This is a genomic window from Bradyrhizobium sp. WSM3983, assembly GCF_000473045.1.
In the GTDB taxonomy this organism is placed as follows: Bacteria; Pseudomonadota; Alphaproteobacteria; order Rhizobiales; family Xanthobacteraceae; genus Bradyrhizobium.
The window spans coordinates 112677-139193 of sequence record NZ_AXAY01000006.1; the positions used below are offsets into that span (position 1 = coordinate 112677).

The window sequence follows — 26517 nt, forward strand, 5'->3', positions numbered from 1 at the left end:
GTATCGGTGAGTCCTCAGGGATTCCCAACCGAAAAAATTTGCATCCCGTGACGATACGGAACCTTCCTCCCGCTGTTCACAGGGCAGGTATATTTTTGGGCAACGGGGTTGCGCAAACGGGACTCACGTAGGGGTACGGAAGGAGGGGCAGGCATGCCCGCCGGGGTGGTGGTCGCGCCTGCGAATCCGCGCCAAGCTGACCTCGATTTTGCCGGACTATCCACATGCTTGATTCGACTCGTCGGGATGCGCCGCCGCGCATCGCCCCGGCCGGGCTGATGTTCCTCGCGATCACCTCGATCGGCTGGGGATTCAATTGGCCGGTGACGAAATTCCTGCTCGGTGAGCTGCCGCCGCTGACGCTTCGCGGCGTGACCGGCGTGCTTGGTGCCGTGCTGCTGGCGGCGCTCGCGCTGGCCCGCGGCGACAGCCTCAAGGTTCCGTCGGCGATCTGGCCGCGCCTGGCGACCGCCGCAATCCTCAACGTCACCGGCTGGATGGTGCTGATGGGGCTAGCGCTGCTGTGGCTGCCGGCGAGCGAGGCGGCGCTGATCGCCTACACCATGCCGGTCTGGGCCTCGCTGATCGCCTGGCCCGTGCTCGGCGAGCGGCCGACGGTCTTGCGCACCATCGCGCTGGTGATGGCCTTCGCCGGGCTCGCCTCGATCATGGGCGGCAACGGCATTGCGGCCAGCGCGGAAAAGCTGCCGGGTATCATCATGGCGCTGTGCGGCGCGATCGGCTTTGCCGTCGGTACGGTATTCTCCAAGAAGTACCCGATCCATCTGCCGCCGGTCACGGCTGCCGCCTGGCAGATCGGGATCGGCTGCCTGCCGATCTCGATCGTCGGCCTCCTGATCGAGACCTCGCATCTGGACAAGGTGACGCCGGTCGGCTGGTGGCTCCTGATCTACTCGACCGTGGTGCAGTTCTGCATCGCCTATGTCAGCTGGTTCGCCGCGCTAGCGCGCCTGCCGGCCTCGGTCGCCGCGATCGGGACCATGGCCGTGCCGGTGATCGGCGTGGTGGCGTCCGCGATGGCCCTGCACGAGCCGCTGGGGCCGGGCCAGATCGCGTCGCTGATCTTTACGCTCGCGGCCGTGGTGCTGGCGACGCGTTAGCCTGCCACCATCCCCCCGCCGGCCAGCGCCTTGCGGATCATCTCGGCGAGCTGGTTGCGGCGATAGGGTTTTGTCAGCAGCATCACGCCGTCGTCGAGCTTGCCGTGATGGACGATGGCGTTGTCGGTATAGCCGGAGGTGTAGAGCACCTTAAGGCCCGGCCTGCGCTTGGCGACCTCCTCGGCGAGCTCGCGCCCGCTCATGCCGCCGGGGATCACGATGTCAGTGAAGAGCAGGTCGAAGGTCTGGCCGGCCTCGATCAACTGCAGCGCAGCCTTGCTGTCGGCGGCGGCCACCGTCTTGTAGCCGAGGCTCTGCAGCTGGGCGGTGACGAAGTTGCGCACCAGCGTATCGTCCTCGACGACGAAGATGGTCTCGGCGCCGCCTTCGGCTTGGGGCGTCGCGGTGACAGTGGATTCGACCGTGCCTTCGCCCGGCGGCAGATAGAGCTTGATCGTGGTGCCGTGGCCTTGCTCGCTGTAGATCTTGATGTGTCCGCCGGACTGCTTGACGAAGCCGTAGACCATGGAGAGGCCGAGGCCCGATCCTTTGCCGACCTCCTTGGTGGTGAAGAACGGCTCGAACGCCTTCTCCTGGACGCTCTGAGGCATGCCGGTGCCGGTGTCGCTGACGGCGAGCATTACGTAGGGTCCGGGCCGCACGTCGGGGTTGGCCCGCGCATAAGCCTCGTCCAGCACGACACGATGGGTCTCGAGCAGCAGCTTGCCGCCGTTCGGCATGGCGTCGCGGGCGTTGATCGCCATGTTGAGCACGGCGTTGGTGAGGCGGGACGGATCGATATGCGAGGTCATCGGCCCCTGTTGCAGGGCCGTCTCGATCTGGATCTGCTCGCCGAGAGTGGGGCGGAGGAGCTTGGCGATGTCGGCGATGGCGCCATTGATCTCGACGTTGCGCGGCTGCAGCGGCTGCTTGCGCGCAAAGGCGAGCAGATGCTGGATCAGTTCGGCGCAGCGCTCGGCGGCATCGTCGATCAGGCGCGCCACGCGCTGGAGATCCGGCTGCTGCTTCAGGCTCGCCACCAGCGTCTCGGTGTTGCCGGAGATGACGGTCAGCATGTTGTTGAAGTCGTGCGCGACGCCGCCGGTCAGCTTGCCGATCGCATCCAGCTTCTGCGACTGGTGCAGCTGCCGCTCGGTATCGCGCGAAATGGTCGCGTCGTGATACACCAGCACCGCGCCGGAGATGTCGCCTTGCCCGTCGCGCATCGGCCGGCCGCTGACCATCAGATGGCGGGCTATGCCGCCGCTGTGCGGGCGGACGATCATCTCCAAATTTTCGAACTCGTCGCCGCGCAGCACGCGCACGGACGGCAGCCCGTCGGACTCGAGCGGCGTGACGCCGTCGCCGTGGAAGACGTCGGACAGCGCGCGCAGATTGCGCAGGCTCATGCCGGTCCGATGCAGCAGCATGCGCTCGGCGGCGGGATTGGACAACAGGACAGTGCTCTCGGCGTCGATCACCAGCACCGCCTCGGCCATGCTTCGGAACGTGCTCTGCAGCACGTTGACCGACAGCCGCAGTTCGTCATGGGCGGTGACGAGATGCTCGGTGCGTTCGGCAACGGCGGCCTCCAGTTGCAGATTGGCCGCGGTGGTTTCCAGCAGTGTGCTCTTGAGTGCGACCTGGGCGCGGTGGCTCTCGCGCATCACCATCACGACCAGCAACAGAATCACTAGTGCGCCGGCGACATCGATGCCGAGCAGCACGATGCCGGTCCGGCGCGAATCCTGCGAGCGCGCGTTGAGCAACCCTTCCTCCTCCGCGCTCAAACGGTCGAGATTGCCCATCACCGTGTCCATCAGGCCGCGACCCTCGCCCTTGCTCTGGAGCGCGGCCACGCCGGCCTGGTCATCGGCGGTGCGCAGGCGCATCGCTTCCGCGGCAATCTCGACCCGGCGCATCACCAGCGGCTCGGTGCCCTCGATCAGCGCGACCTGATCGGCGTTGTCGCGCAGGCTGCGCTTGAGGTCGGCGAGGGCCGGCGCGATCTGGGCGCGCACCGACTGGAATTCGTCGCTGAAACCCGAACTCCGGTAGATCTCGTAACCCCGCGCGGCGCTCTCGGCATGGCGGATCAGAACGCGCAGATCCGAGATCTTCTTCAGCACCTCGACGGTATGGTTGACCCAGGCAGTATCGGACCGCGACTTGACGTCGAGACCGATCGAGGCGGCGGTGATGAGCAGGAGGATGGCAAGTCCAGCACCGAGAATGACGCGCTGCGAGGGAATCAAGGGGCCTCTTTCTGGTCCTTCGGCGGCGCGCTCTCGCCGAGGCATTCCCGGATCGTGGTCAGCAGCGTCTCGGGCGTGAACGGCTTGCGCAGGCAGCGCGATGCGCCGAGCTCCAGCGCCATGCGGAGGAAGTCCGGGGAGGGCGATGCGGATGAGGCGAAGGCGTAACCCGACATGGCAATCAACGGGATCGCCGGCGCACGCTCGTGAAAGATGCGGATGGATTCGAAGCCGCGCATATGCGGCATGAAGATATCAACCAGCATCACATCAAACGTCTGCGCTTCGAGCGCAGCAAGCCCGGTTTCGCCGCCGTCGGTCAACGTGACATCGAAGCCCTGGCGCAGGAGGAGGACCTCGATGGTCGCGCCGACCATCGGATCGTCATCGACCACGAGAATACGCGGCATGACCTTTCCCAGTAGATCGAAGTCCCCACAGAGATTGGTGATATAGGCGAATCGTGCGCCGGGTCAATTTTGGATTGGACCGAAGTAGATATGCACGGCGCAATGCATAGCGCCTCGGCAGGTTCCGCGTGGGAGGTGAATTCCGTCGGATTTCAATGACAGGTTGAGACAAATCCGCGCGATCCATAGCTGCTGCTTCATCGGGGCAGGCACGCACGTCACCCGACGGGATGATGACACGTGCGTGCAGGTCGAACTACTGCAGAACCGTGATCTGCGGAGGTTCTGCGATGACTCGCCTCGGGCTTGATGGACAGCGTTCGCGACAGGATGTGCAAGACCTGAGCGCGGAAGATCGCAGGACGTATCGCCGATGGGCGCGCCGATCATGTGCGGTCTATGCCATCGTTCTCGCCGTCTTGTTCGCCGGTTTCTGGTTTCACGACCGCACCGTCATGGTCGCTCAATCCGTGTCCGAAACTGGAAACTCGCCGAGAGCCGGCCAAAACAAATGAGCGGCGCGGATTGTCGGCGTCGCCCATGAATGTTGGTCTTCAGGCCGTGTTACGGGCAGGGATGGCGCAGGCCATCATAGCCGAGATAGGTGCCGGACGCCGGGTCGTAGGACCGGTAGCGCTGAGCACAATAGGCGGACGAATCGCCGCCACTGTCAGGCACCACGGCGACGGTCGCGCTGTCGTCATAGTAGCTGTCGTCGTAGTAGGGATCGTTGTAATAGTCGCCGCCGTAATAGGCGTAAGAGCCGAGCCCGCCGATCGCGGCGCCCGCCGCGAAGCCAGGCCAGAAGCCGCCGCGGTGATGCCAGCCGCCGCCGTGCCAGTTGCCGCCGCCGCCATTCCAGTGGCCTCCGGCCGCTGCGAAGTTGCGGCCACCGCCGCTAAAGGCGGGTCCGGCGCTCGGGCGCGCAGCTGCTGCGAAACTGCCGCCACCGCCACCGATCCGGGGGCCGGCGCTGAAGCCGCCGCCGCCCATGCGGGCGCCGCCGCCGCCGAAGTGAGCACCACCCCCGCCGCCACCGAAATGAGCGCCGCCACCGCCGCCGAAATGGCCGCCGCCACCACCGCCGTGGCCACCATGGCCTTGGGCGAAGCTCGGGGTCGCCATCGGAAGAATCAGTGCCAGCGCTGCGGCTGCACTCAAAATTCTCAGACTGTTCATGTTCAAACTCCTTCTCCCGGAAGCAAATCCCTTGAAAGGGCTGCAGTTCCTGGGATCACGCCGGTTTGCGCATGAGCGGCAGATTTTCATGCCGACGCTGTACCCGGCATGAATGGATCGCGACCGATTTGCGGCAGCCTCTTTGCGGCAGCGACGGCTGCCCGTGCCACCGCGTTTGGGCTGGGGCACGACCGCACTGGGCGAACTGGACATTTGGCTGTCCGGATGGCATCAGGACCGCACGAAGCAGGGCCCTTGCCGCATGAAACAATTCTTCCTGAAGCTCTTCACCTGGTGGAACGGCCAGACCTTTGGCACGCAGCTCTGGACCCGCCGGTTCGGGGAGCTGGTCGGCCAGGACGAGCAGGGCAACCGCTATTACCGCACGGCCGGCGGCAAGATTGACCCGACGCTCGGCTTCGAGCGGCGCTGGGTGATCTATAACGGCTACGCCGAAGCGAGCCGCATTCCGCCGTCCTGGCACGGCTGGATGCACCATACGGTCGACGTGCCGCCGACGGAGGAGAACTACCAGCCGCGCGAGTGGGAAAAGCCGCACCAGGCGAACCTCACCGGCACGGCGAAAGCCTACCGGCCCTCCGGCTCGACCTTGGCCGCCGGCAAGCGGCCGAAGGCGACCGGCGACTACCAGCCCTGGACGCCTGGCTAGCCCTAGCGCTCTTCCATCATCGGATTGGATGCACACGCATCCGCCTCCTATCGCTGTGGACAACGGGAACAGCGGGGATGCCGCTCGCGCGGGCGTTGCGCCTGCACGAGCGATGCGGCTCAATGAACCCATCTTACGGAGATGGGAGACCATCGCGTTCGGTTCGGGCAACAGCTCGCGACTGTCCCGAAATGCAGCGGCCGCCGACCAGGACTCGATCGGGAGATAGGCCCCCGGTCTGGAAGCTCCGAAATCGCCCGATGAAATGTGCAGCCGCCGTGAGACAGGAAAGGCCGCTTGGGAAACCGGGCGGCCTTTTTCTGTTGGAGTGAGGGCCTCGTGCCCCGGACGCAGCGCAGCGCCTCTTGGCGGTGCGCTGCAGCGCCGGGGCCCATCTCACCGTGCCTACCGTGTCGCCTTCTGGGTCCCGGCTCTGCGGCGCAGCGTTGCACGCTGCAGCGCGTCCGGGACACGAGATGTGGTGATACGCGAAACTACATCATCCGCTCGGCTGCGCGCTTGGCGGCGTCGAGGCGGCGTGCCTGCCATGGCGCGACCCGCTCCCTCATGAGCGCGAGCACCTCGGCCGGAGCGGTATCCGGTGAGCCGGCATTGAATGGCGGCGTAGGATTGTATTCGAGGCGAAGTTGCACGGCTTCTGCGGTGGTGCGATCGACCAGCAGCGACACCAGCGTCAGCGCGAAATCGATTCCTGCAGTAACGCCGCCGCCGGTTACGCGGTTTCGATCGATGCAGACGCGTGTCTTGGTGGGCGTCGCGCCGAACAGGGCCAGCATCTCCATCGCGCTCCAATGGGTGGCGGCGTTGTAGCCCTTTAGGAGCCCGGCCGCGCCAAGCACCAGCGATCCCGTGCAGACCGAGGTGACGAATTTGGCGCTCGCAGCCCGCCTTCGGATGAAGTCGAGCGTCTCCTCGTCATTGAGGAGAGCGTCGGTGCCGAAGCCGCCCGGCACGCAGATCACATCCAGTTGCGGGCAGTCGGCGAACGTCACGGTTGGCGTCAGCATCAGCACGGAATCGCTCGGCACCGGATTCAGCGTCTTCCAGATCAAGTGCACGGTCGCGCCGGGGACGGACGAGAACACCTGCAACGGACCGGTGAAGTCGAGCTGGGTGACGTGCGGAAACACCAGAAGTCCGATCTGGAGCGGTGCCGGCATGAGAACCTCCAATGAGTGCTTGACGCCGACAAAATGGCATGGTGCCCTCCTGTCTAAAATGGCATATTTCCCTCACTTTCGGACATGAGCATGATCGGCATCCTGATCTTCCCGGATTTTCAGTTGCTCGACGCAGCCGGCCCGATCTCGGTATTCGAGATCGCGGCACGTGCCAGTGACAAGCCGCTTGCGCTGCGAGTGCTGGCGCTGAACGCAGGCGCCGTGCGGTCGTCCTCCGGCGTGGAGATGATGGCGCGCGATTTCAAATCGGCGAATGCGATCACGACGCTGGTCGTGGCGGGAGGCTCTGGCGTGGCCGAGGCGGCGCGCTGTCCGACCACGCTCGCCTTCGTGCAACGGCTGGCCAGGCGCAGCGTGCGGATCGCCAGCGTCTGCTCGGGTGCCTATGTGCTTGCGGAGGCCGGCCTGCTTGACGGTCGCCGCGCCACCACGCATTGGGGCCGGACGCGCGAATTCGTCGCGCGCTATCCGAAGGTGAAGTTCGAGCCTGACCAGATTTTCACCCGCGACGGCAATGTCTGGACGTCGGCCGGCATCAGCGCCGGCATCGACCTCGCGCTGGCGATGGTCACGGAAGACCATGGTGAGGAGATCGCGCAACAGACCGCGCGCCAGCTCGTGCTCTATCATCGCCGCAGCGGCGGCCAGTCGCAATTCTCTTCGCTCCTGGAATTGAAGACGCCGAACGGCCGCTTCGGTGCGCTGCTGTCATGGGCGCGCGAAAATCTCGACGCGCCGCTGACGGTGGAAAACCTCGCCGATCGCGCCGGCATGAGCGCGCGGCACTTCGCTCGCGCCTTTGCCGCGGAGACCGGCACGACGCCGTCCAAGGCGATCGAGCGGCTGCGGGTCGAGGTCGCCCGCGAGCGCGTCCAGTCCTCGCGCGAGGCGATCGAGCTCGTGGCAGAGGCGACCGGCTTCCGCGATCCTGAAAGAATGCGCCGCGCCTTCATCCGCGCCTTCGGCCAGCCCCCGCAGGCGTTGCGGCGCGCAGCGCGGGCGAGTTAGGGCGAGCACACGACTGTCAGCCAAAGGCCTTGCCGACCTCGCGACCGACAGAGGCGATCACATCATTTCGTCCGTTTGGGTCGAGCGATGCGCCGGTGAGGTAGACCGCGACGATGAGCGGTGAACGCTCAGGCGGCCATACGATGGCGACATCATTGGTGGTGCCATGTTCACCTGCTCCCGTCTTGTCGCCCACACGCCAGCCTTGCGGCAGGCCCGCGCGTAAACGACTGTTTCCCGTCTTGTTCGCGATGAGCCATTTGGCGAGTTGATCGCGGCCTTCCGGGAGGAGGGCATCACCGAGCAACAAGCGTTTCAGATTTGCGGCCATCGCATTTGGGGTTGTCGTGTCGCGGGGGTCGCCGGGCGTGGCCTCGTTCAGTTCAGTTTCAGTCCGATCCAATCTTGTCATCTTGTCGCCGAGGCTACGTGCAAAGCTGGTCAACCCGGCGGGACCACCAATATTGTTCAGAAGCGCGTTGCCGGCCGTGTTGTCACTCATGGTGATGGCTGCGTCGCAAAGTTCGCGGAGCGACATACCTTCTCCGCCGACATGCTCGCGGGTCACCGGCGAGTTCTCGACGATGTCGGCCTGCTCGAAACGAACGCGCCGTTCAAGAAGTTCCAGCTTGCTACCTGCGTTCTTGAGTATGGCTGCCGACGCCAGGACTTTGAATGTACTACACATGGGAAATCGTTCGTCTCCCTTGTGATGGATCGGAATTCCCGTTGTCGCGTCGAGCACGGAGACGCCGAGCCGGCCTCCGCTCTTCAGTTCCAGTTGTTCAATGGCTTTGATGAGCGGTGCTGCTCCGCTCGGCGCAGCACCCGAAACGTTCGGCAGAATGAGACTTCCTGCGGCCGCAAATGCCGATGAACTGAATTGACGTCGTGTAAGCATCGAGAACCCCCGTGAATTGCGGGCAGGTTTTGCGTCGCGCTCTGGCAATTGACAAACGATGGTTCGTAAGGCCATGCATAAGCAAAACTTGGATCAGATGTGGCCCGCCGCCCTGCCAACATTTCCAGTCTGCCGCTGAACGCACTCCGTTCATTCGAAGCGGCCGCTCGCCATCTCAGCTTTACCAAGGCCGGGCTGGAACTTCGCGTGTCGCAGGCAGCCGTGAGCCAGCAGGTGCGGATTCTGGAAGATAGTCTGCGCGTGAAGCTCTTCAGGCGATTGACCCGCGGGCTCGCGCTTACGGAAGAAGGCGAGGCATTGCAGCCTGCAATCTCGGACGCCTTTGGCCAGATCAACCAGGTGCTGGACCGGTTCGAGAACGGTCGTATGCGCGAAATGCTGACCGTTGGCGTGGTCGGAACATTCGCGTCCGGCTGGCTTCTCCCGCGTCTGAGGAGCTTCACTGCGAGCCATCCGAACATCGACATCAGGATCTTCGCCAATAACAATCGCGTGGACCTCGGTGGCGAAGGACTGGACTATGCCATTCGATTTGGCGACGGCGCTTGGCATGGGACGAACGCCGAGCGTCTGGTCGAGGCTCATTTCACGCCGATGTGCGCGCCAGCCGTTGCGAAACGACTTAAGGCCCCCACCGATCTCCATAAGGAGGTGCTGTTGCGGTCCTATCGGGTGGGCGAGTGGGCGCAATGGTTCGATGTGGTGCAATGCTGGCAACCTCGGATGACCGGCCCGACATTCGACTCCTCGGTCTCTTTGGCGCACGCAGCAGCTCAAGGCGCCGGAGTCGCGTTGTTGCCGGTCGTGTTATTTTCGGACGATCTCTCGCGCAAGCGGCTGGTCTGTCCCTATGACAGCCACGTCTATCTCGGATCGTATTGGCTCGCGTCCCTCAAGTCGAAAAGGCTTTCGCACGCGATGAAAGCCTTCCGCGACTGGATCTTGGCTGAGTGCAAGAAAAAGAGACCGCGCAATCCATGACGCTGCAGGCGTTAAGTTGCGCTGCCTGGAGCCGCCGCGCCGGGCGTACCCGCCCGCGCCGTCAGCCGCCGTGCGATCGGCGTCAGCATGTACGGCGCAAGGTGGATCGGAAACTGCGTCAGCGCGAAATAGAGCCAGGTGGTTGGCGGAAGCACGCCGGCGGTTGCGGCCAGCATCAGGCCGAGATTGCGCTGTGACACCATCAGCCCAAGCGCGAGCGCCCGCTCGTAGCCGATGCGGCGAAACAGCAACGTCGTGATGGCGAGCAGTGTGAAGTAGACGGTAAAGGCGAGCGCCGCGATGCCGACCGTGAAGAGGGGATTTGCGACGAAATCATGCGCCACGTCTCCCATGATCGCCGACGCGAAAATCAAGAGGATGATGATGTTGAAGCCGTCGATCGGTTGCTTGTGGCGCTGAATTGCCTTGGCACCGAACAACCAACGGATCATGGTCGCGGCCAGCAGCGATGCCGCGAGGATGCCGAGCAGTTTTAGTCCGAGCGTGAGCGGCGAGATGCTCAGCATGCCACCGAGGAAGAGGCTCGCGAACAGCGACGCCGTGAAAGGCACGACCGCGGTTGCTGTCACCAGTGTGACCAGCACGAGCGTGGCATCGAGCCCCATCAGGGCTGCGAGCGCTGGCGCGGCCATCATCGGCGAGGCCATGCTCTGCAGCATCAGCGCGAGCGACAGGCCGGGCGCGCGATCGGCGAGCCCGGTCGCATGCGCGGTCAGCCCCACGATCAGCGGCACGCCGATCGTGGTCCAGGCCGTGGCGGTCGCCACCAGCGCCGGTCGGCGCAGATGGCCGTACAGCGCCGCGAGATCCACCCGCATGAAGGAGATGCAGAGCAGGACGAGGATCGCCTCGGTGACGTAGGGCCGCAGCAGCGCGCCGAGCGGCGGCACGGCGGCCGCGATGAACACGACGGCCGCGACCGCGCGCGTGCCCTGGCTGCCAAGCCAGGTCAGGCCGCGGAGGGGAAGGGCGAAGATGGTTCGAGGCGCAGACGACATTCGGATGATGATGATGATGCCAGCCCAGTGCTAGGCGGGGCGGCCGGCCTCCTGAAAAGCCTTGTAGACGGCGACGGCATCGGAATCGAGCACGACGGGCACGGGGCCCTTGAGGTTCTGGTTATCGTTGGACGTCATTTTCGGGGGCGATGCCCGCTTCGGCCCCGGGGAGAGGCCTGCAATTATCCCATTCGAACGCCGGCCTGTCACGCCGGCGTCGGGTACGGCAGGAATGCCGCCCTTTCCCCGCCGTATTCGGCGTGTTAACCGGATGGCCTGCGAGCGGCGGTATCCCCTGTAGAATGTCCAACAAGCCCGATTCGCTGTTGAAGCCGCGCGAGATATGTTTCGAACCATTACCCTGACAGGTCTTGCGGCGCTTTTGGCCGCTACCGCTTTGACGGTGGCGACGCCTGCGCAGGCGCAGATCGGCACGATCTTCTCCGATCCACCGCCGCTGCGGCCGCCGGGGACGATCCCCCGTGGCGGGCAGCCGATGCCGCAGCCCACCCCGGACGACGACGAAGAGGTGCCTGAGCTGCCGCCGCAGGGCCGCGTGCTGCCGTCGCGTCCGATGCAGCCGCCGAGCCGCCAGGGGAACGTCATGCCCGGGCCGGTCGAGACCCAGCCGCTGGCGCCGCCGCCGGGCACCACCATCGCGCCGCAGAACCAGCCGCCGGCCGTCGCTGTCGCACCGCCAGGCGCGCCTGCTCAGCCGGGCGCAGCTGTTCCCGGAGCTCCTGGTCAGCGTCAGCCGCAGCAGAAGGGCGGAACCCAGCAGGGCGCCGTGCCGCAGGCCCCGGCGAGCCTCCAGCCGGGCGACGAGGTCGTCACCGAGCCGCCGGCCCAGAAGATCGTGAACAAGAAGGCGACCTTCTCCGGCCTCGACAAGATCACCGGGCGCATCATCAATTTCGACGAGGATATCGGCGAGACCGTGCAGTTCGGCGCGCTGCGGGTGAAGACCGACGCCTGCTATACGCGGCCCGCCACGGAAGCTGCCAACACCGACGCTTTCGTCGAGGTCGACGAGATCACCTTGCAGGGCGAGGTGAAGCGGATCTTTTCCGGCTGGATGTATGCCGCGAGCCCCGGCCTGCACGGCGTCGAGCACCCGATCTACGACATCTGGCTCACCGACTGCAAAGAGCCGCAGCAGACCATCGCGACCGCGGCGCCTGATCCGGCGAGCAAGCCTGCGCCGCCGCCACCGTCTCCGGCGCAGAAGAAGGCCGCGCCCAAGCAGGCGGTGCAGCAGCGTCCGCCGCAGCCTTTGCCGCCGCCGCAGCAGGCGCAACCAGCTCCACCGCCTCCGCCGCCGGAGCAGCGGCCGGGTCTGTTCGGTATCCCAGGGTTTGGCCGCTAGGCCAAATCCCAAGGTTTTGCCGCTAGGCCCTATTGCCGCGAGGCGATGATCTCGAGCGCGCGCGTGCCCGGGATCGCGTCACCCGCAGGCAGTCGCAGGAAATCGCCGGGCTCGCCGGCGAGCGCCTTGTCGAGCAAGGCTGTGTAGCGCCGCCGCGAGATCTCGGCCGCACCAAAGCTCTTCAGATGTTCGGTGACATATTGCGTATCGAGCAGCTCGAAGCCGCCATGGATCAGCCGCGCCACCAGATGCACCAGCGCGACCTTCGAGGCGTCGCGCGCGGTGTGGAACATGCTCTCGCCGAAAAAGGCACGGCCCAGGCTGACGCCATAGAGACCGCCGACGAGGTCGTCGCCCTGCCAGGCCTCGACGCTGTGGCAATGGCCGAGGTCGTAGAGGCCGCCATAGAGGTCGCGGATGCGCTTGTTGATCCAGGTGTCCTCGCGGCCGGCCTGCGGCGCGGCGCAGCCGGCGATCGTCGCCTTGAACGCGGTGTTGACGGTGACGCGAAACGCATCCGTCCGCACGGTGCGGGCCAGCCGCGAGGCGACACGAAAGCCGTCGAGCGGGATCACGCCCCGCATTTCCGGCTCGACCCAGAACAGGGTCGGGTCGTCGGCGCTCTCGGCCATCGGAAAGATGCCACAAGCATAGGCGCGCAGCAGCACTGCCGGCGTGATTTCAGACGAGGCGGAGTCGCGCGAAGTCATAGTGCCCAATCATAGCAGGATCGCGATGCGCGTGCGATGGGGGCAATTCCGGATGCCGGGATCAGACCGCCGCGGCGCTGTTGGCCGTGCCGGGCGCGGCGGGGGTACGGCGGAACCGCAGGATGATGCGGGTTCCGGAATGGTTGGGATCGCGCTCGACGGTGGCATCGAGCTTGGTGGCCATGGCCGCGACGATGCGCTGACCCATGCCGGTGGAGCGCGGATCGGCCTTGACGTTGTCGCCGACGCCGTCGTCGGTGATCGAGAGCAGAAGATCGTCGCCCTGCGATGTCAGCTCGACATGAATGGGGCCGGCACCGTCGGGATAGGCGTATTTCACCGCGTTCATTACCAGCTCGTTGACGATGATGCCGACGGCGACGGCACGGTCCGGGTCGATCTCGATCGGCTCGGCCTTCACCGTCAGGCGCGACATCCGGTTGCCTTCGGCGGAGCGGCGCAAATCCTCGAGCAGGGAGTCCAGATACTGGTTGAGCACGACGCTCTTCAGGTCCTGCGAGGTGTAGAGGCGGCGGTGCACCTGGGCGACGGCGGCGACGCGGCCCATCGCGTTGGTCAATGCGACCTTGACCTCGTCCTGGGCGGCGGAGCTCGCCTGCAGATGCAGGAGCGAAGCGATGATCTGGAGCGAATTGCCGACGCGGTGATTGACCTCGCGCAGCAGCAGCTCGCGTTCGGCGGCAAGCGCGGCATAGCGGTCGCGCGAGGCGTGGATCTCGGCCTCGGCCTCCTCGCGTGCCCGCTGCAATTCGGCCTGGCGCAGCGCGCCTTCGGCCGCCACATGCAGCAGCGGGATGAAGTCGCCCTTGACGTCCTTGACCAGATAGTCGGCCGCGCCCGCTTTCAGCGCGGTGACGGCGATGCTGGAATCCTGCGATGCCGTGACGAAGACCACCGGCGGGGCGTCCGGGATCTTCATGATCTGCTCCAGCGTCTCGAGCCCATCGAGACCCGGCATGTATTGATCGAGCGCCACGACATCGATGGAGCCTTCGATGGAGCCTTGGCTGCCTGCGTTGCGGATGCGCTCGAGGCCTTCCTCGCCGCTCGCGGCATGAATGACCTTGTAGCCGCGCCGCGTCAGGCCGCGATCGACCAGGCGCGCCAGCGCGCTGTCGTCATCAATGTAGAGCAGGGTTGGCGTGTGCTGGGTCATGAGGCGGCGGGCGGGACCTGGATGACCGAGAAGAACAGGCCGAGTTGCCGGATGGCGTTGGCGAAATTCTCGTAATTGACGGGTTTGGTGATGTAGACGTTGCAGCCGAGCTCGTAGCAGCGCTTGATCTCCTGACTGTCGTCGGTCGTGGTCAGCACAACCACCGGCGAGGCCTTGAGATATTTGTTTTCCTTGATCTGCTTCAGGATATCGATGCCGCTCATGTCGGGCAGGTTGAGGTCGAGCAGGATCAGGAGCGCGTTGCCTTTCTGCGCCAGCCCGGTGCCGTCGGCGCCGAAAAGGTGCTTCATCGCGGCGGTGCCGTTGGCGAACGACACAATCTCGTTGTTCACGCCGGAGCGGCGGATGTTGCGCTCGATCAAGCGCGCATGGCCCTCGTCGTCCTCGATCATGATGATGGTGACAGGCAACGTCATTTGTCCGCGTTCCGGTTGCTGGCGTTCCAGGCGATAGGCAGCGTGATCGTGAATGTACTGCCTGCATTCAGTTCTGACGATACCGACATCGTGCCGCCGAGGCGGCGCACAAGTGCACGCACATGGGCAAGACCGATGCCTTGGCCCGGCTTGTCCTGGGTTCCCGCACGGCGGAACAGGTCAAAAATCCGCTGATGATCCTTCGGATCGATGCCGCGGCCGTTATCGCTGATTTCGAAGATAGCGTAGCCGAGCTTGGTGCGCCCGCGAATTCTGATCTCGCCGGGCACCCCGCTCCTGAGATACTTGATCGCGTTATCGATCAGATTGGAGAAGATCTGCTCCAGTGCAAGGCGGTCGCTGACGATATTCGGCAATGGCTCGACGTGAATCTCGGCCTGCGCTTCGGCCGATTGGTGCGCCAGCGTCGACACGATGGTCTCGACGAAATCGCGTGTATCGATCTTTTCCGGCTGGAATTCGCGCCGACCCTCGCGGGTGAGGTTGAGGATTGCCGAAATCAGCCGGTCCATCCGGGCGATCGAGGATTTGATGAAGCCGAGTGCTTCGGAAAAATCCGCAGAAAGCTGCTTGTCGGGGCCGTCGAGCGGGATGTCAGCGACATCGACCGGCGGCCCGCCTGCCGGCACGCCCGTGAGCCCCCCGATCCGGCGAAAGATGTCCTTGCCCAATTCTTCGAGCTCGCTGGTGAAGCCCATGATGTTGACCAGCGGCGAGCGCAGGTCATGGCTGACGATATAGGCAAAGCGCTGGATCTCGTCGTTGGCTTCGCGCAGGTCTGCCGTTCGCTCATCGACGGTGGCCTCGAGATTGAGGTTGCCGTCGCGCAGCCGTGCTTCGGCGTCGTCACGGGCGCCGGCAGAGCGCCGCACCAGCCAGATCGAGATCAGGGCGAGCAGCACGACGAGGCCGGACCCGATGCCGGTCATCGAAGCGGCGAACGTCTGGCTGCGGTCGGCGTTCGCCGTGCGGAGCCGGAATAGCCGTTCCTCCTCCTGGATCATCGCGCTCGCCAAACTGCCGATTGCGGCGGTGGTATCGGCCGCAGCGGCTTCATTCATCAGGAATGTCGCCTTGTCGATCTGGCCCTGCCGGACGAGGTCCATTTCCTGGGTGAACTGGCCGAGCCGGATCTCGATCGCCGCGCTCAGCTTCTCGATGCCCTCGCGTTGCGCCGGATTGTCGCCGGTCAGGCGCGTCACCCGGTCCAGCGCTGGAACGATCGCGGCGACCGCCTTGTCATGGTCGGTCTTGAAGTTCTCGCTCCGGGTCAAGAGGTAGCCGCGCACACCACTCTCGGCGCGACGAATCTCGAGCAGCAGGGCGTTGAGCTGGTTTTCCACCTCTAGGGTGTGAACCACCCATTTGCTGTCGTCGCGAGCCTTGTTGACGAGATAGACGGAGCCGGCGCTGATCACGGTCAGCACCAGAAGTCCCGCTGCGAACAGCAGGATCTGCCAGAATGCGCGCCGCCGCTGTTCCCCAGCGGTCACGACGTTCTTGCCCTGTTATGCGTAGTGGAGTTCAACATGCCCCCTTGGAACTGTTCCAACCGTCCAGAACGCGATTGGGACCAGAGGGTTCCACGGGACAGGACTTATTTCGCCGGCGGTTCCGTCTTACCGGCGAGGTACTGCTCCAGCCAGTGGATGTGATAGTCGCCGTTGATGATGTCGTCCTGGCGCACCAGGTCGCGGAACAGCGGCAGCGTGGTCTCGATGCCGTCGACCACCATCTCGTCCAACGCCCGGCGTAGCCGCATCAGGCATTCGGCGCGGGTCTTGCCGTGGACGATCAGCTTGCCGACGAGGGAATCGTAGTAGGGCGGGATCTGGTAGCCCTGATAGACCGCGGAATCGATCCGCACGCCGAGCCCACCGGGCGGGTGGTATTGCGAGATCCGGCCGGGCGAGGGACGGAAGGTCAGCGGGTTCTCCGCATTGATGCGGCACTCGATGGCGTGGCCGATGATCTGGATCTCGCTCTGCTTGGCTGGCAGTTCGCCGCCGGCGGCGATGCGGATCTGCTCCAGCACGAGATCGATGTCGGTGATGCTCTCGGTGACGGGATGCTCGACCTGGATGCGGGTATTCATCTCGATGAAGTAGAACTCGCCGTCCTCGAACAGGAACTCAATGGTGCCGACGCCGAGATATTTCATCTCGCGCATCGCCTTCGCGCAGGTCTCGCCGATCTTGGCGCGTGCAGCGGCGGCCAGCACGGGCGAGGGACCTTCCTCCCAGACCTTCTGGTGGCGACGCTGCAGCGAGCAGTCGCGCTCGCCGAGATGGATCGCGCCGCCGCGGCCGTCGCCGAGGATCTGGATCTCGATGTGGCGCGGCTTCTGCAGGTATTTTTCCAAGTAGACCGAAGCGTCGCCGAAGGCCGATTTGGCCTCGTTGGCCGCCGTCGACAGCGCCACCTGGAGGTCCGCCTCGGTCTGCGCAACCTTCATGCCGCGGCCGCCGCCGCCGGCAGCCGCCTTCACCAGCACGGGAAAGCCGATCTTCCTGGCGATCGCTATCGCGTCGTCGTTGGGACCGACCGCACCATCGGAGCCGGGGACCACGGGGATCCCGAGTTTCTTGGCGGTCTTCTTGGCCTCGATCTTGTCGCCCATCAGGCGGATGTGCTCGGCCTTGGGACCGATGAATTGCAGATTGTGCTCACCGAGGATCTCGGCGAAGCGCGCGTTCTCCGACAGGAAGCCGTAGCCGGGATGCACGGCATCCGCGCCGGTGATCTCGCAGGCCGCCAGCAGCGCGGGCACGTTGAGATAGCTGTCCTTCGACGGTGGCGGCCCGATGCAGACGCTCTCGTCCGACAGGCGCACATGCATGGCGTCGGCGTCGGCGGTGGAATGCACGGCGACGGTCGCGATCCCGAGCTCCTTGCAGGCTCGCAGGATGCGAAGGGCGATCTCGCCGCGATTGGCTATGAGGATCTTGTCGAACATGGTGCCTCAGGGGCGAACGGGGAATAGCGAATGGCGAATAGGGAAGAGTAACTGTTCGCTACTCGCTATTCGCCACTCCCTCACTCAATGATCACCAGCGGCTCGCCGAACTCGACCGGCTGGCCGTCTTCGACCAGAATCTGCGTCACCGTGCCGGCGCGCGGCGAGGGAATCTGGTTCATGGTCTTCATCGCTTCGATGATCAGCAGGGTCTGGCCGACCGAGACCTTCGAGCCGATCTCGATGAACGGCTTGGCGCCGGGCTCCGGCGACCAATAGGCGGTGCCGACCATCGGCGAAGACACGGCGCCGGGATGCTTCGACATGTCTGCTGCGGCAGCCGCGGGTGCGGCAGAAGGCGAGGCGACGAGCGCGGGAGCCGCATGCTGCACCGGCATCGGCATGGTCGCGGCGACGCTGATGTTGCGGGCGACGCGCAGCCGCAAGCCGGCGCGCTCGATCTCGATCTCGGTGAGGCTGGTCTCATCGAGCAGGAGAGCAAGCTCGCGAACGAGCGCGGAATCCTCGCTGGAAAACTTTGCGGCTGCTTTGTCGTCTGGCTGGCGCGCCATGTTCTTTGATCCGAATGTTCTGTGTGAGGAGGGTGCGTCAGGCTTTGGGCTTGATGCCGACCTTGGCGGCAAGGCCCTGGATGGCGAGGCGGTAGCCCTCGATGCCGAAGCCGCAGAGCGAGGCGAAGGCCGCGCGCGCGGTGTAGGAATGGTGACGGAAACTCTCGCGGGCGTGGATGTTGGTCACGTGCACTTCGACGGTCGGGATCTGCACCGCGAGCAGCGCGTCGTGCAGCGCGATCGAGGTGTGCGAATAGCCGCCGGCATTGATGATGATGCCCTTCATCTTGCGGGCGTGGGCCTCGTGGATGAAGTCGATCAGCTCGCCTTCGCGGTTGGACTGCCGACAATCAGCCTTGAGGCCGAAGGTCGCGGCCGTCTCCCGGCACAGCGCCTCGACGTCGGCCAGCGTCGCGTGGCCATACTTCTCGGGCTCGCGCGTCCCCAGCATGTTGAGGTTCGGCCCGTTGAGAACGAGGATCGTGTCGGTTGCTGCTTCGGCCATTCCTATCCCGGCAGGTGTTTCGGCGTGGCGGGGTTATAGGTAACAAAGTGACCCAGGGGAAGCCTTGAAGGGCCTCCGGGATCGCTTCAGGTATCTCATCCAGTGCGCAAAAACCTGTGCGGAAACTACGGAAATTGCTTGTTAACCAGTCCGAAGCATGGCTGCCGGCCAAACGCAAAGGGGGCGGGCATCGCTGCCCGCCCTCTGAGGTTGCCGTCGTCCGGCCTTAGACGTTCAGGACCGCCACGATCTCGTAGGTGTCCGGATTGATGATCACGATCTCTTCCTTGACGAGGACGTACTTGTAGGTCCGCCACTCCGGATAGATCGTCACGACCCGCGACGGCAGGGCATGCAGTTCGATGCCCTCACGGGGAATGCGGGTGCCGACGGAGATCGAGAAGTTCACGTTGGTCACGGGCCGCACGTGCTCCTCGCGGATCACCGAGGTGATCTGCGTGCGCTGCTCGGTCGACAGCTTGGCACCGGCGCCGGCCTGGCCGACCGTCGTGTTGGTGCTGCTCTGACCCTGCGCGTTCTGGTTGGTGCTGGTGCCGGTCTGGCCCTGAGCGTTCTGGTTGGTGCGGGTCTCGGTGCCCTTCCGGTTCTCGGCATTGTTGGTGCTGCTGGCGCCGCTCTTGGTGCCCTCAGCCTTCATGTCCTTCTGTTCCTTGGCGCCGGACTTGCTGGTGTCCTGGCTCATGCTCTTGGACTTGTCCTGCTGACCCTGCGCGTGTTCGTCGGTGCGCTGGCCCTTGGTGGCGCCGGACTTCTCCTCAGCCGCGTTCTTGTTCATCTCGCGGCCGGAGTGCTCGTCCTTGGTCGCGCCGGAGGATTTTTCCTCGGCGGACGTGCCGGACTTCATGCTGCTGGAGCCGCCAGCCTGGCCGACGGTGCCCTTCTCATGGGTGGATTCATGGGTGGATTCCTTGCCCATCGAGTTGCCGCGTTCGGCGGCGCCGCCGGAGGACTGCGAGTGCTGCATCGGCTGAGCGCCGGCGCCGCCGCTCTCGTTCTTCATCGTGCCCTGTGCGTTCGCCAGTCCGGTGCCAGCGATGAGCGCGAGTGCGGCAACCGAGATCATAAAGCGGTTCAACATTGAATTCTCCTCACGTGTTTTCACTTGCGTCATTGCCCGCGCCGACAACGAAAGGAGATTTGAGTTGTTCCGGAACTTCGCCAGTTCCGCAGCATTTGTTTGTTGAATACCAGATGAATGACTTTGCAGGATCGCGCCAAAGTTTGACGGCCAAGTTTGACGCAAGAAAAAGGCCGGCGTTTCAGCCGGCCTCGCTAGCGTTCTGTATCGAAAAGCGTGCGATCAGCAGGTCGCTTTGCCGCAGCGGGCGACGCCGATCTTTTCCTTGAGGCCGTCGAGGCCGACGGCGCCGACCACGATCTGCTTGCCGATCACGTAGCTCGGCGTGCCGTTCATGCCCATCGCTTCGGCGAGCTTGAAGTTCTCCTCGATGGTGGCGCGCACCTCAGGGCTCGCGATGTCTTTCTCGATCTTCGCGGTGTCGAGGCCGGCTTCCTTGGCCGCCTGAAGCGCGCGCGCCTTGTCGGCGGCGCCACGGCCGCCAAGCAGCTTCTGGTGGAAGTCGAGATATTTCTTGCCGGAGGGATCCTGCATGCGCACGGCGACCGCGACCTGGGCGGCTTCGACCGAGCCCTGGCTCAGCACCGGAAACTCCTTCAGCACGACCTTCAGCTTGGGATCGGCCTTCATCAGGTCGAGCATGTCGCCCATCGCGCGCTTGCAGTAGCCGCAATTGTAATCGAAGAACTCGACGAAGGTGACGTCGCCGTCCTTGTTGCCGAGAACGACCTGGCGCGGCGAGTTGAAGATCGCATCCGAGTTTTGCGCGATGCTGGCCTCGTGCTTCTTCGTTTCGGCATCAGCCTGGCGCTTGCTGAGCTCGGTCATCGCCTCTTCGAGCACCTCGGGATGGCTGACGAGGTAGTTCTTGATGATCGCCTCGATGTCGGTGCGCTGGGCATCCGAGAAACTGTCGGCCGAAGCCGGTCCCGTTGCGCCGAAGATGGCGAGCGCAAACAGCGCGGGAGCAAGCAGGCGCAGCGAAGGCATTGGCAAATCCTCTTATCCAGAGCAGGTTTCGAAAACAGATGTCGTGATCAGGCTAGTTGCGCGGCGGTTTCGACGCCACGATGTCGTCGGCCTTGACCCATCCGGGCGTGCCGACGGCAAAACGGGTTTTCGCGCGCGTGGCGAGCTCGCGAGCGGTCTTGTTGTCGCCGCGCAAGTAAGCGGCCTGGGCTGAGGCGAGATCCGCCTCGGCATAGTCTCCCTTCCGGCCGTAGGCCATCGCGAGTTGCATGTAGCCGAGCGGGGCCTCGGGCTCGCGTGCCACGGCGGCACGGAGGATCCGAATGGCGTCGTCCGTGTAGGCCTTATTATCGGTTCCAACCAGAGCCTGCCCAAGTAACATCTCGATGAGGGGCGCATTGTTCGAGAGTGCGACCGCCTTGCGCAGGGGGGCAATCGCGTCGGCGGGCTTGCCGCTCTCCAGCAGGGCCTGGCCGCGGACCTCGTAGAAGTACGGGTTGTTCGGCTGCACCGCGATCAATGCGTCGATCTGGGTGAGGGCGCTGCGCAGATCGCCGTGCAGATAGGTGCTGATGGCGCGGGCATAGCGCGCCGGCAAGCTGTCATTGGTCAGGGGATAGCGGCGGTACACCAGCTCCGGCCGCTCCATGAAGGCGGAGATCTTGGCGCGCACCATGTCGTGGCGGAGCTGCAGCGCGGGATCGTCCTTCTTGTCCCAATAGGGGCTGCTACTGGCGAATTCCTGGAGTGCTGCGACGCGCTCGGCGGGCATCGGGTGCGACTGCAGATAGGGGTCAGCGCCGCGTGCCGCGAACAGGCTCTCGCTGGTGAAGCGCTTGAAGGTCTCGTACATGCCCTTCGGCGACTGCTGGGTCGCGGTCAGAAATTTCACGCCGGCGCGGTCGGCGTTCTCTTCCTGCTGGCGCTGGTAGGACAACAGCGAGCGGCGGATCATCTCCTGCGGTCCGGCGATCGCAGCCGCGCCGGCATTGGCGAGCCCGTTATTGCCGCTGCTGGAGCCGCGGCTCGCACCCGCGACGAGCGCGCCTGCGCCGAGCAGCATGGCGATGATCATCTGGGTCTGGGCATTGGCGAGCTGCTCGCGCAGCTTGGACAGATGGCCGCCGGCCAGATGCCCGGTCTCGTGCGCGAGCACGCCGATCAGCTGGTTCGGCGTCTCCGACTGCAGGATCGCGCCGAAATTGACGAAGATGCGGCGGCCATCGGCGACGAACGCGTTGAACGAGCTGTCGTTGATGATCACCATCTGGATGTTCTGCTTCTCCAGACCGGCAACCCGCAGGATCGGGCGCGTATATTCGCGCAACAGCTGCTCGGTTTCGGTGTCGCGCAGGACCGGCGGTCCGCGGCCCTCCTGCGCCTGCGTCGCCGGGACTGGCAGCAGCGCGATCGCAGCCGCCGTGACGAGGGCGGTAAGGGCGGAGGCCTTCTTGCGCAATGCGATCTGGAGCAACATCAATCGGTCTGGGTCAAACGGGCTTTGCAAGCGGACTTGGCAAGCGGACTTGGCAAGCGGATTTGGCAAGCGGATTTGGAATGCAGTCTTTGTGATTGGTTTTGGCGATTGGCGGCGGACCGGATACGCGATATGCCCTTATGAGCCGTATAATGCGGCTAGTCTGGGGCGTGAAGCGCCCTGTTTCCGGGCCGAACGGACCGGTCCGCCAGCGAAATAGCAGAAATCGATGCACGATGCGACATTGAGGAACCGGGTGGGGCAGTGGCTCGAGCCCTCCCGCCGCAGTGATGTTCCCCCGTTCATGGTGATGGACGTGATGGCCGCGGCCGCCCGGATCGAGGCGGCCGGCGGCCATGTCATTCACATGGAGGTCGGCCAGCCCGCGGCCGGCGCGCCGAAGACTGCGATCGCGGCAGCGCAGGCCGCGCTTTCTGCGGGGCGGATCGACTACACCTCGGCGCTCGGCATCCCCTCCTTGCGCGAGCGCATTGCGCGGCATTATCGCGATGCATATGGCTGCACCGTCAGCCCGGAGCGAATCGTGGTGACCACGGGTTCCTCGGGCGGGTTCATCCTCGCTTTCCTGTCGATGTTCGAGCCCGGCGATCGCGTCGCTGTCACGGTGCCGGGCTATCCGCCGTATCGTCATATCCTCACCGCGCTCGGCTGCGAGCCGGTGCTGATCGAGACCACCAACGAGACACGTCACGCGCTGACCGGCGAGGCGCTGCTCGCCGCCCATCGCAAGGCACCCCTGAAGGGCGTGCTGGTCGGCAGCCCCGCCAATCCAACGGGAACGATGATGTCCCGGGAGGCGCTCGCTGGCCTCATCGCAGCTTCAGAGGATGCCGGCATCCGCTTCATCTCCGACGAGATCTATCACGGGCTCGACTATGCGTTTCCGGCCGTGACGGCGGCGGCGCTGTCTGAGCACGCACTCGTGATCAACTCGTTCTCGAAGTATTTTTGCATGACGGGCTGGCGCGTCGGCTGGATGGTCGTGCCCGAGATACTCGTGCGACCGATCGAGCGGCTTCAGCAGAATCTCTCGATCTCGGTGCCGTCATTGTCACAAGTCGCGGCCGAAGCCGCCTTCGATGGCGCGGCCGAGATGGAGGAGATCAAGCATGGCTATCAGGAAAACCGGCGCATTCTGATCGAGGGATTGCCCAAAGCGGGCCTCAGCAAGTTTTTGCCGGCGGACGGCGCGTTCTATCTCTATGCCGACGTCTCGGACTTCACCTCGGACAGTTTCGACTTCGCCAAGCAGATGCTGGAGAAAGCCCACGTTGCGGCAACGCCGGGCGTTGATTTCGATCCGATCCATGGCCGCTCGTTCGTCCGATTTTCCTACGCGCGCTCGGCCGCGGAGATGCGGGAGGCAGTTGACCGGATCGCTCACTGGCTTAAATAGCCGCCAGTTTCGAACAGCCTTCCGGAGTGCATCTTGTCTGACCGAACCGTACAGTCCGCCGCCGCGCGGCATTCTCCTCTCGCCGCCTTGTTGTGGCCGACCCGACCGGGTGAGACCGTAGGCAGCTTGCGCGCATTCGTGCTGGTCGCGCTTGGCACCGCGTTGATGGCGCTATCCGCCAAGGTGAATCTGCCGCTGCCCTACGTGCCCATGACCCTGCAGAGCATGGTCGTGCTGATGATCGGCGCGGCCTATGGTTGGCGCCTTGGCAGCGCAACCATGATCGCCTACCTCGCTGAAGGCGCGATGGGGCTACCGGTGTTTGCCGGTCCGGTCGGCGGACTTGCGCCGCTGGTCGGCCCGACCGCCGGCTATCTGTTCGGCTTCGTCGCCGCGGCTTTCGTCACCGGCTGGCTCGCCGAGCGCGGCTGGGATCGCAGCGTGGGTCTGCTGTTTGTGGCGATGGCCGTCGGCCATGTCGTCATTTTCGTCGGCGGGTTCGGCTGGCTGGCCTTCGGCCTTGGTGCCGCCAAGGCTTGGCAGGTTGGCGTCGCGCCGTTTATAGCGGCATCTCTCGTCAAGAACGCGCTGGGTGCGACCCTGATGCCGGCGGCACGCCGGATCATCGATCGCCGGTAAAGCGCGCAAGTCCGAGCAGTTCCAATTGACAGGGCCGGCCAAGTTGATCTTGGCTGGCTCTAAATTTTGAGGGGGAGTGAAACAATGACAACGACAACGATGGCGGGGGCGCCGGCCGCACCGAGCGCGGCCAAGCCGTGGTATAAAATTCTCTACGTCCAGGTGCTGATTGCCATCGTGCTCGGCGCGATCGTCGGCTGGCTCTGGCCGACGGTTGCCACCAACGAATGGATCAAGGCGCTCGGCGACGGCTTCATCAAGCTGATCAAGATGGTGATCGCCCCGATCATCTTCTGCACCGTGGTCTCCGGCATCGCCCACATCCAGGATGCCAAGAAGGTCGGACGCATCGGCGTCAAGGCGCTGGTCTATTTCGAAATCGTCTCCACCTTCGCGCTCGTCATCGGCCTCATCATCGGCAACGTCGTCAAGCCGGGCGCAGGCTTCGGCAATGCCGCCGCCAACGCGCAAGCGGTCGCCAATTACGCCAAGCAGGCCGAGGGTCAGAAGTCGGTCGACTTCATCCTGCACATCATTCCCGACACCGTGGTCGGCGCCTTCGCGCAAGGCGAGATCCTGCAGGTGCTGCTGTTCTCGGTGCTGTTCGGCTTTGCCATCATGGGGCTCGGCGAGCGCGGCCACGTGATCCGCAGCTTCATCGACGACGCCGCGCACGCGGTGTTCGGCGTCATTTCGATCGTGATGCGCGCGGCGCCGCTTGGTGCGTTCGGCGCGATGGCCTACACCATCGGCAAGTTCGGCACCGGTGCGATCCTCAATTTGATGGGCCTGATCGCGACGTTCTACCTGACCTCGGCACTGTTCGTGATCGTGGTGCTCGGCACCATCGCGCGCTTTGCAGGGTTCTCGATCTTCAAGTTCCTCGCCTACATCAAGGACGAGCTGCTGATCGTGCTCGGCACTTCGTCGTCGGAAAGCGCGCTGCCGTCCTTGATGGAGAAGCTGGAACGTCTCGGCTGCTCGAAGTCGGTGGTCGGCCTCGTGGTGCCCACGGGTTATTCGTTCAACCTCGACGGCACCAACATCTACATGACGCTGGCGACCCTGTTCATCGCGCAGGCGCTCGGCTTCGATCTCACCTTCGGCCAGCAGCTCACGATCCTGGTCGTGGCGATGCTGACCTCGAAGGGCGCCTCCGGCATCACCGGCGCAGGCTTCATCACGCTGGCGGCGACGCTGGCCGTGGTCGATCCGCGGCTGGTGCCGGGCATGGCGATCGTGCTCGGCATCGACAAGTTCATGAGCGAATGCCGCGCGCTGACCAATCTCTGCGGCAACGGCGTGGCCTGCGTGATCGTCGCCTGGTGGGAGGGCGAGCTCGATCGCGACAAGCTCAATGCGCTGCTGAGCCGGCAGATCGATCCGACGGACATGGAAACTGCTGTCACGACGGACTGATCTGCCACCTGGCGGCGCAATCCGCCGTCAGGTCTTGAAGTAATAGGGCTGGTCGAGATCCTCGATCAGCCCGATTTCTTTTGGCGTCCAGCCGAGCAAGGCGCGCGTCTTTGCACTCGACGTCGGCACATCGACGCCGGCGAACTGTGCGAACCAGCCGAAATGCTCGGCCGCTTCGTCCTGCGACTTCGAGACCACGGGTACGCCGAGCCTTTTGCCGATCACTTCCGCGATCGACTTGAACGGGATGCCTTCCTCCGCAATCGCGTGATAGCACGGCGCGGTCGCGCCTTGCTCGAGCGCGAGGCGATAAACGCGGGCGGCATCGATGCGGTGCCCGGCCGGCCAGCGGTTCATGCCGTCGCCGATATAAGCTGCCACGCCTCTCTCGCGCGCGAGGTTGATCAGGATCGGCACAAAACCGTGGTCGCCTTCGCCATGCGTCGTCGGCGGCAGACGGACCACGGCGGCCCGGACGCCGGCCAGCGAGAGCGCGGTCGATTCCGACACGCGTGGGAAGCCGTGTGCCGACTCGTCATCCTCGGTGGCGAGGCGCCCCGGCGCGAGCAGTGCCACGCCGGAAGTGACGATGAGCGGACGCTCGGAGCCCTTGAGCTCCTCGCCGAGCGCGAGGATGGCGCGGCGGTCAAGCTCGCAATTGTCCAAAAATTTCGAGAAGTCGTGGTTGAAGCCGAGGTGGAGTACGCCGTCGGAGCCGGCGGCGCCGCTGCGCAGGGAGGCGTGGTCCTCCAGCGAGCCGCGATGGACCGCGGCGCCCATCGCGGTGAGGGCGGCTGCGCCGGCGTCGGACCTAGCGAGGCCGGTGACGCTATGGCCGGCGGCGATCAGGTCGGCAACGACGGCGGAGCCGACGAAGCCGGTGGCGCCAGTGACGAATACACGCATGAGCAGCTCTCCAGTGTTGGTGGAAAGCAGCATCCGCGCCATAGTTATCCGGGTAAAGTAGTGACATTATCAGGGTATAA

At 64.7% G+C, this 26517-nt stretch carries 25 protein-coding genes and 1 pseudogene; 8 read left to right on the forward strand and 18 right to left on the reverse strand.

All coding sequences use genetic code 11. The annotated features are described in order from the left end of the window. Positions 1-224 precede the first annotated feature (224 nt). Positions 225-1121 (forward strand): DMT family transporter, encoded by an 897-nt coding sequence (locus YUA_RS0111785; RefSeq protein ID WP_027530878.1) that lies wholly within the window; start codon positions 225-227, stop codon positions 1119-1121. On the opposite strand, the gene YUA_RS0111790 is transcribed toward YUA_RS0111785, so the two are convergent. From YUA_RS0111790 to YUA_RS0111800, 4 genes are all read right to left on the reverse strand, one after another. Further along, entirely contained in the window at positions 1118-3376 is a 2259-nt protein-coding gene (locus YUA_RS0111790; RefSeq protein ID WP_027530879.1) for a CHASE3 domain-containing protein, read from the reverse strand. The two genes, YUA_RS0111785 and YUA_RS0111790, sit on opposite strands and share 4 nt — an antisense overlap. Then, positions 3373-3786, reverse strand: coding sequence for a response regulator (locus tag YUA_RS0111795; RefSeq protein ID WP_027530880.1), 414 nt, complete (start codon positions 3784-3786; stop codon positions 3373-3375). The genes YUA_RS0111790 and YUA_RS0111795 overlap by 4 nt, the downstream gene beginning before the upstream one ends. A 386-nt stretch (positions 3787-4172) precedes the next feature. After that, the gene (locus YUA_RS49910; RefSeq protein WP_156947098.1) at positions 4173-4328 is read right to left on the reverse strand and encodes a hypothetical protein; all 156 of its coding nucleotides are present in this window, start codon (positions 4326-4328) and stop codon (positions 4173-4175) included. A 22-nt stretch (positions 4329-4350) separates the two neighbouring features. After that, positions 4351-4965, reverse strand: a complete 615-nt coding sequence (locus YUA_RS0111800) for a BA14K family protein (protein WP_027530881.1) — start codon at positions 4963-4965, stop codon at positions 4351-4353. A 262-nt stretch (positions 4966-5227) separates the two neighbouring features. Between YUA_RS0111800 and YUA_RS0111810 the strand changes: the two genes are divergently transcribed. Then, on the forward strand, positions 5228-5635 hold the full coding sequence (locus YUA_RS0111810) for an NADH:ubiquinone oxidoreductase subunit NDUFA12 (RefSeq protein WP_027530882.1): 408 nt from the start codon (positions 5228-5230) through the stop codon (positions 5633-5635). A 494-nt stretch (positions 5636-6129) separates the two neighbouring features. Here YUA_RS0111810 and YUA_RS0111815 read toward each other — a convergent pair whose 3' ends face one another. Next, entirely contained in the window at positions 6130-6816 is a 687-nt protein-coding gene (locus tag YUA_RS0111815) for a DJ-1/PfpI family protein (RefSeq protein WP_027530883.1), read from the reverse strand. A gap of 90 nt (positions 6817-6906) precedes the next feature. On the opposite strand from YUA_RS0111815, the gene YUA_RS0111820 reads away from it, so the two are divergent. Then, entirely contained in the window at positions 6907-7845 is a 939-nt protein-coding gene (locus YUA_RS0111820; protein WP_027530884.1) for a GlxA family transcriptional regulator, read from the forward strand. Between the two features lie 16 nt (positions 7846-7861). Here YUA_RS0111820 and bla read toward each other — a convergent pair whose 3' ends face one another. Next, positions 7862-8746, reverse strand: coding sequence for a class A beta-lactamase (gene bla, locus YUA_RS0111825; protein ID WP_027530885.1), 885 nt, complete (start codon positions 8744-8746; stop codon positions 7862-7864). A 99-nt stretch (positions 8747-8845) separates the two neighbouring features. Between bla and YUA_RS0111830 the strand changes: the two genes are divergently transcribed. Then, positions 8846-9748, forward strand: a complete 903-nt coding sequence (locus YUA_RS0111830; RefSeq protein WP_027530886.1) for a LysR family transcriptional regulator — start codon at positions 8846-8848, stop codon at positions 9746-9748. Between the two features lie 11 nt (positions 9749-9759). Here YUA_RS0111830 and YUA_RS0111835 read toward each other — a convergent pair whose 3' ends face one another. Then, positions 9760-10767: a hypothetical protein gene (locus YUA_RS0111835; RefSeq protein WP_027530887.1), complete on the reverse strand. Its 1008-nt coding sequence runs from the start codon at positions 10765-10767 to the stop codon at positions 9760-9762. 302 nt (positions 10768-11069) lie between these two features. Here YUA_RS0111835 and YUA_RS43830 point away from each other — a divergent pair. Continuing rightward, positions 11070-12133: pseudogene (locus YUA_RS43830) on the forward strand (DUF2155 domain-containing protein). Positions 12134-12162: 29 nt separating this feature from the next. Here the strand turns inward: YUA_RS43830 and aat are convergent. The 10 genes from aat to YUA_RS0111895 all read right to left on the reverse strand — a co-directional run bounded on the left by aat (position 12163) and on the right by YUA_RS0111895 (position 22056). Next, complete coding sequence (gene aat, locus YUA_RS0111850) at positions 12163-12843, reverse strand: leucyl/phenylalanyl-tRNA--protein transferase (protein ID WP_027530888.1); 681 nt, start codon at positions 12841-12843, stop codon at positions 12163-12165. A 61-nt stretch (positions 12844-12904) separates the two neighbouring features. Then, entirely contained in the window at positions 12905-14020 is a 1116-nt protein-coding gene (locus YUA_RS0111855) for a sensor histidine kinase (RefSeq protein ID WP_027530889.1), read from the reverse strand. After that, positions 14017-14457 carry a response regulator gene (locus tag YUA_RS0111860; protein WP_027530890.1) on the reverse strand — a complete coding sequence of 147 codons (441 nt, stop codon included), beginning with the start codon at positions 14455-14457 and terminating at the stop codon, positions 14017-14019. The genes YUA_RS0111855 and YUA_RS0111860 overlap by 4 nt, the downstream gene beginning before the upstream one ends. Beyond that, positions 14454-15971, reverse strand: coding sequence for a CHASE3 domain-containing protein (locus tag YUA_RS0111865; protein ID WP_027530891.1), 1518 nt, complete (start codon positions 15969-15971; stop codon positions 14454-14456). Before YUA_RS0111865 ends, YUA_RS0111860 begins: the two co-directional genes overlap by 4 nt. A 104-nt stretch (positions 15972-16075) precedes the next feature. Then, entirely contained in the window at positions 16076-17434 is a 1359-nt protein-coding gene (gene accC, locus YUA_RS0111870; protein ID WP_027530892.1) for an acetyl-CoA carboxylase biotin carboxylase subunit, read from the reverse strand. A gap of 80 nt (positions 17435-17514) precedes the next feature. Next, complete coding sequence (gene accB, locus YUA_RS0111875) at positions 17515-18006, reverse strand: acetyl-CoA carboxylase biotin carboxyl carrier protein (protein ID WP_027530893.1); 492 nt, start codon at positions 18004-18006, stop codon at positions 17515-17517. 37 nt (positions 18007-18043) lie between these two features. Further along, positions 18044-18511, reverse strand: coding sequence for a type II 3-dehydroquinate dehydratase (aroQ, locus tag YUA_RS0111880; protein ID WP_027530894.1), 468 nt, complete (start codon positions 18509-18511; stop codon positions 18044-18046). 226 nt (positions 18512-18737) lie between these two features. Beyond that, positions 18738-19610 (reverse strand): DUF1236 domain-containing protein, encoded by an 873-nt coding sequence (locus YUA_RS0111885; RefSeq protein ID WP_027530895.1) that lies wholly within the window; start codon positions 19608-19610, stop codon positions 18738-18740. A 222-nt stretch (positions 19611-19832) separates the two neighbouring features. Continuing rightward, positions 19833-20600, reverse strand: coding sequence for a DsbA family protein (locus YUA_RS0111890; protein WP_027530896.1), 768 nt, complete (start codon positions 20598-20600; stop codon positions 19833-19835). A 52-nt stretch (positions 20601-20652) separates the two neighbouring features. Continuing rightward, complete coding sequence (locus YUA_RS0111895; protein WP_027530897.1) at positions 20653-22056, reverse strand: M48 family metalloprotease; 1404 nt, start codon at positions 22054-22056, stop codon at positions 20653-20655. Positions 22057-22285: 229 nt separating this feature from the next. On the opposite strand from YUA_RS0111895, the gene YUA_RS0111900 reads away from it, so the two are divergent. The 3 genes from YUA_RS0111900 to YUA_RS0111910 all read left to right on the forward strand — a co-directional run bounded on the left by YUA_RS0111900 (position 22286) and on the right by YUA_RS0111910 (position 25531). Beyond that, positions 22286-23473 carry a pyridoxal phosphate-dependent aminotransferase gene (locus tag YUA_RS0111900; protein WP_027530898.1) on the forward strand — a complete coding sequence of 396 codons (1188 nt, stop codon included), beginning with the start codon at positions 22286-22288 and terminating at the stop codon, positions 23471-23473. A 90-nt stretch (positions 23474-23563) separates the two neighbouring features. Further along, on the forward strand, positions 23564-24112 hold the full coding sequence (locus YUA_RS0111905) for a biotin transporter BioY (RefSeq protein ID WP_027530899.1): 549 nt from the start codon (positions 23564-23566) through the stop codon (positions 24110-24112). Between the two features lie 84 nt (positions 24113-24196). After that, entirely contained in the window at positions 24197-25531 is a 1335-nt protein-coding gene (locus YUA_RS0111910) for a dicarboxylate/amino acid:cation symporter (protein WP_027530900.1), read from the forward strand. Between the two features lie 27 nt (positions 25532-25558). Here the strand turns inward: YUA_RS0111910 and YUA_RS0111915 are convergent, their stop codons facing one another. Next, entirely contained in the window at positions 25559-26437 is an 879-nt protein-coding gene (locus YUA_RS0111915) for an SDR family oxidoreductase (RefSeq protein WP_027530901.1), read from the reverse strand. Between the last annotated feature and the right edge of the window lie 80 nt (positions 26438-26517).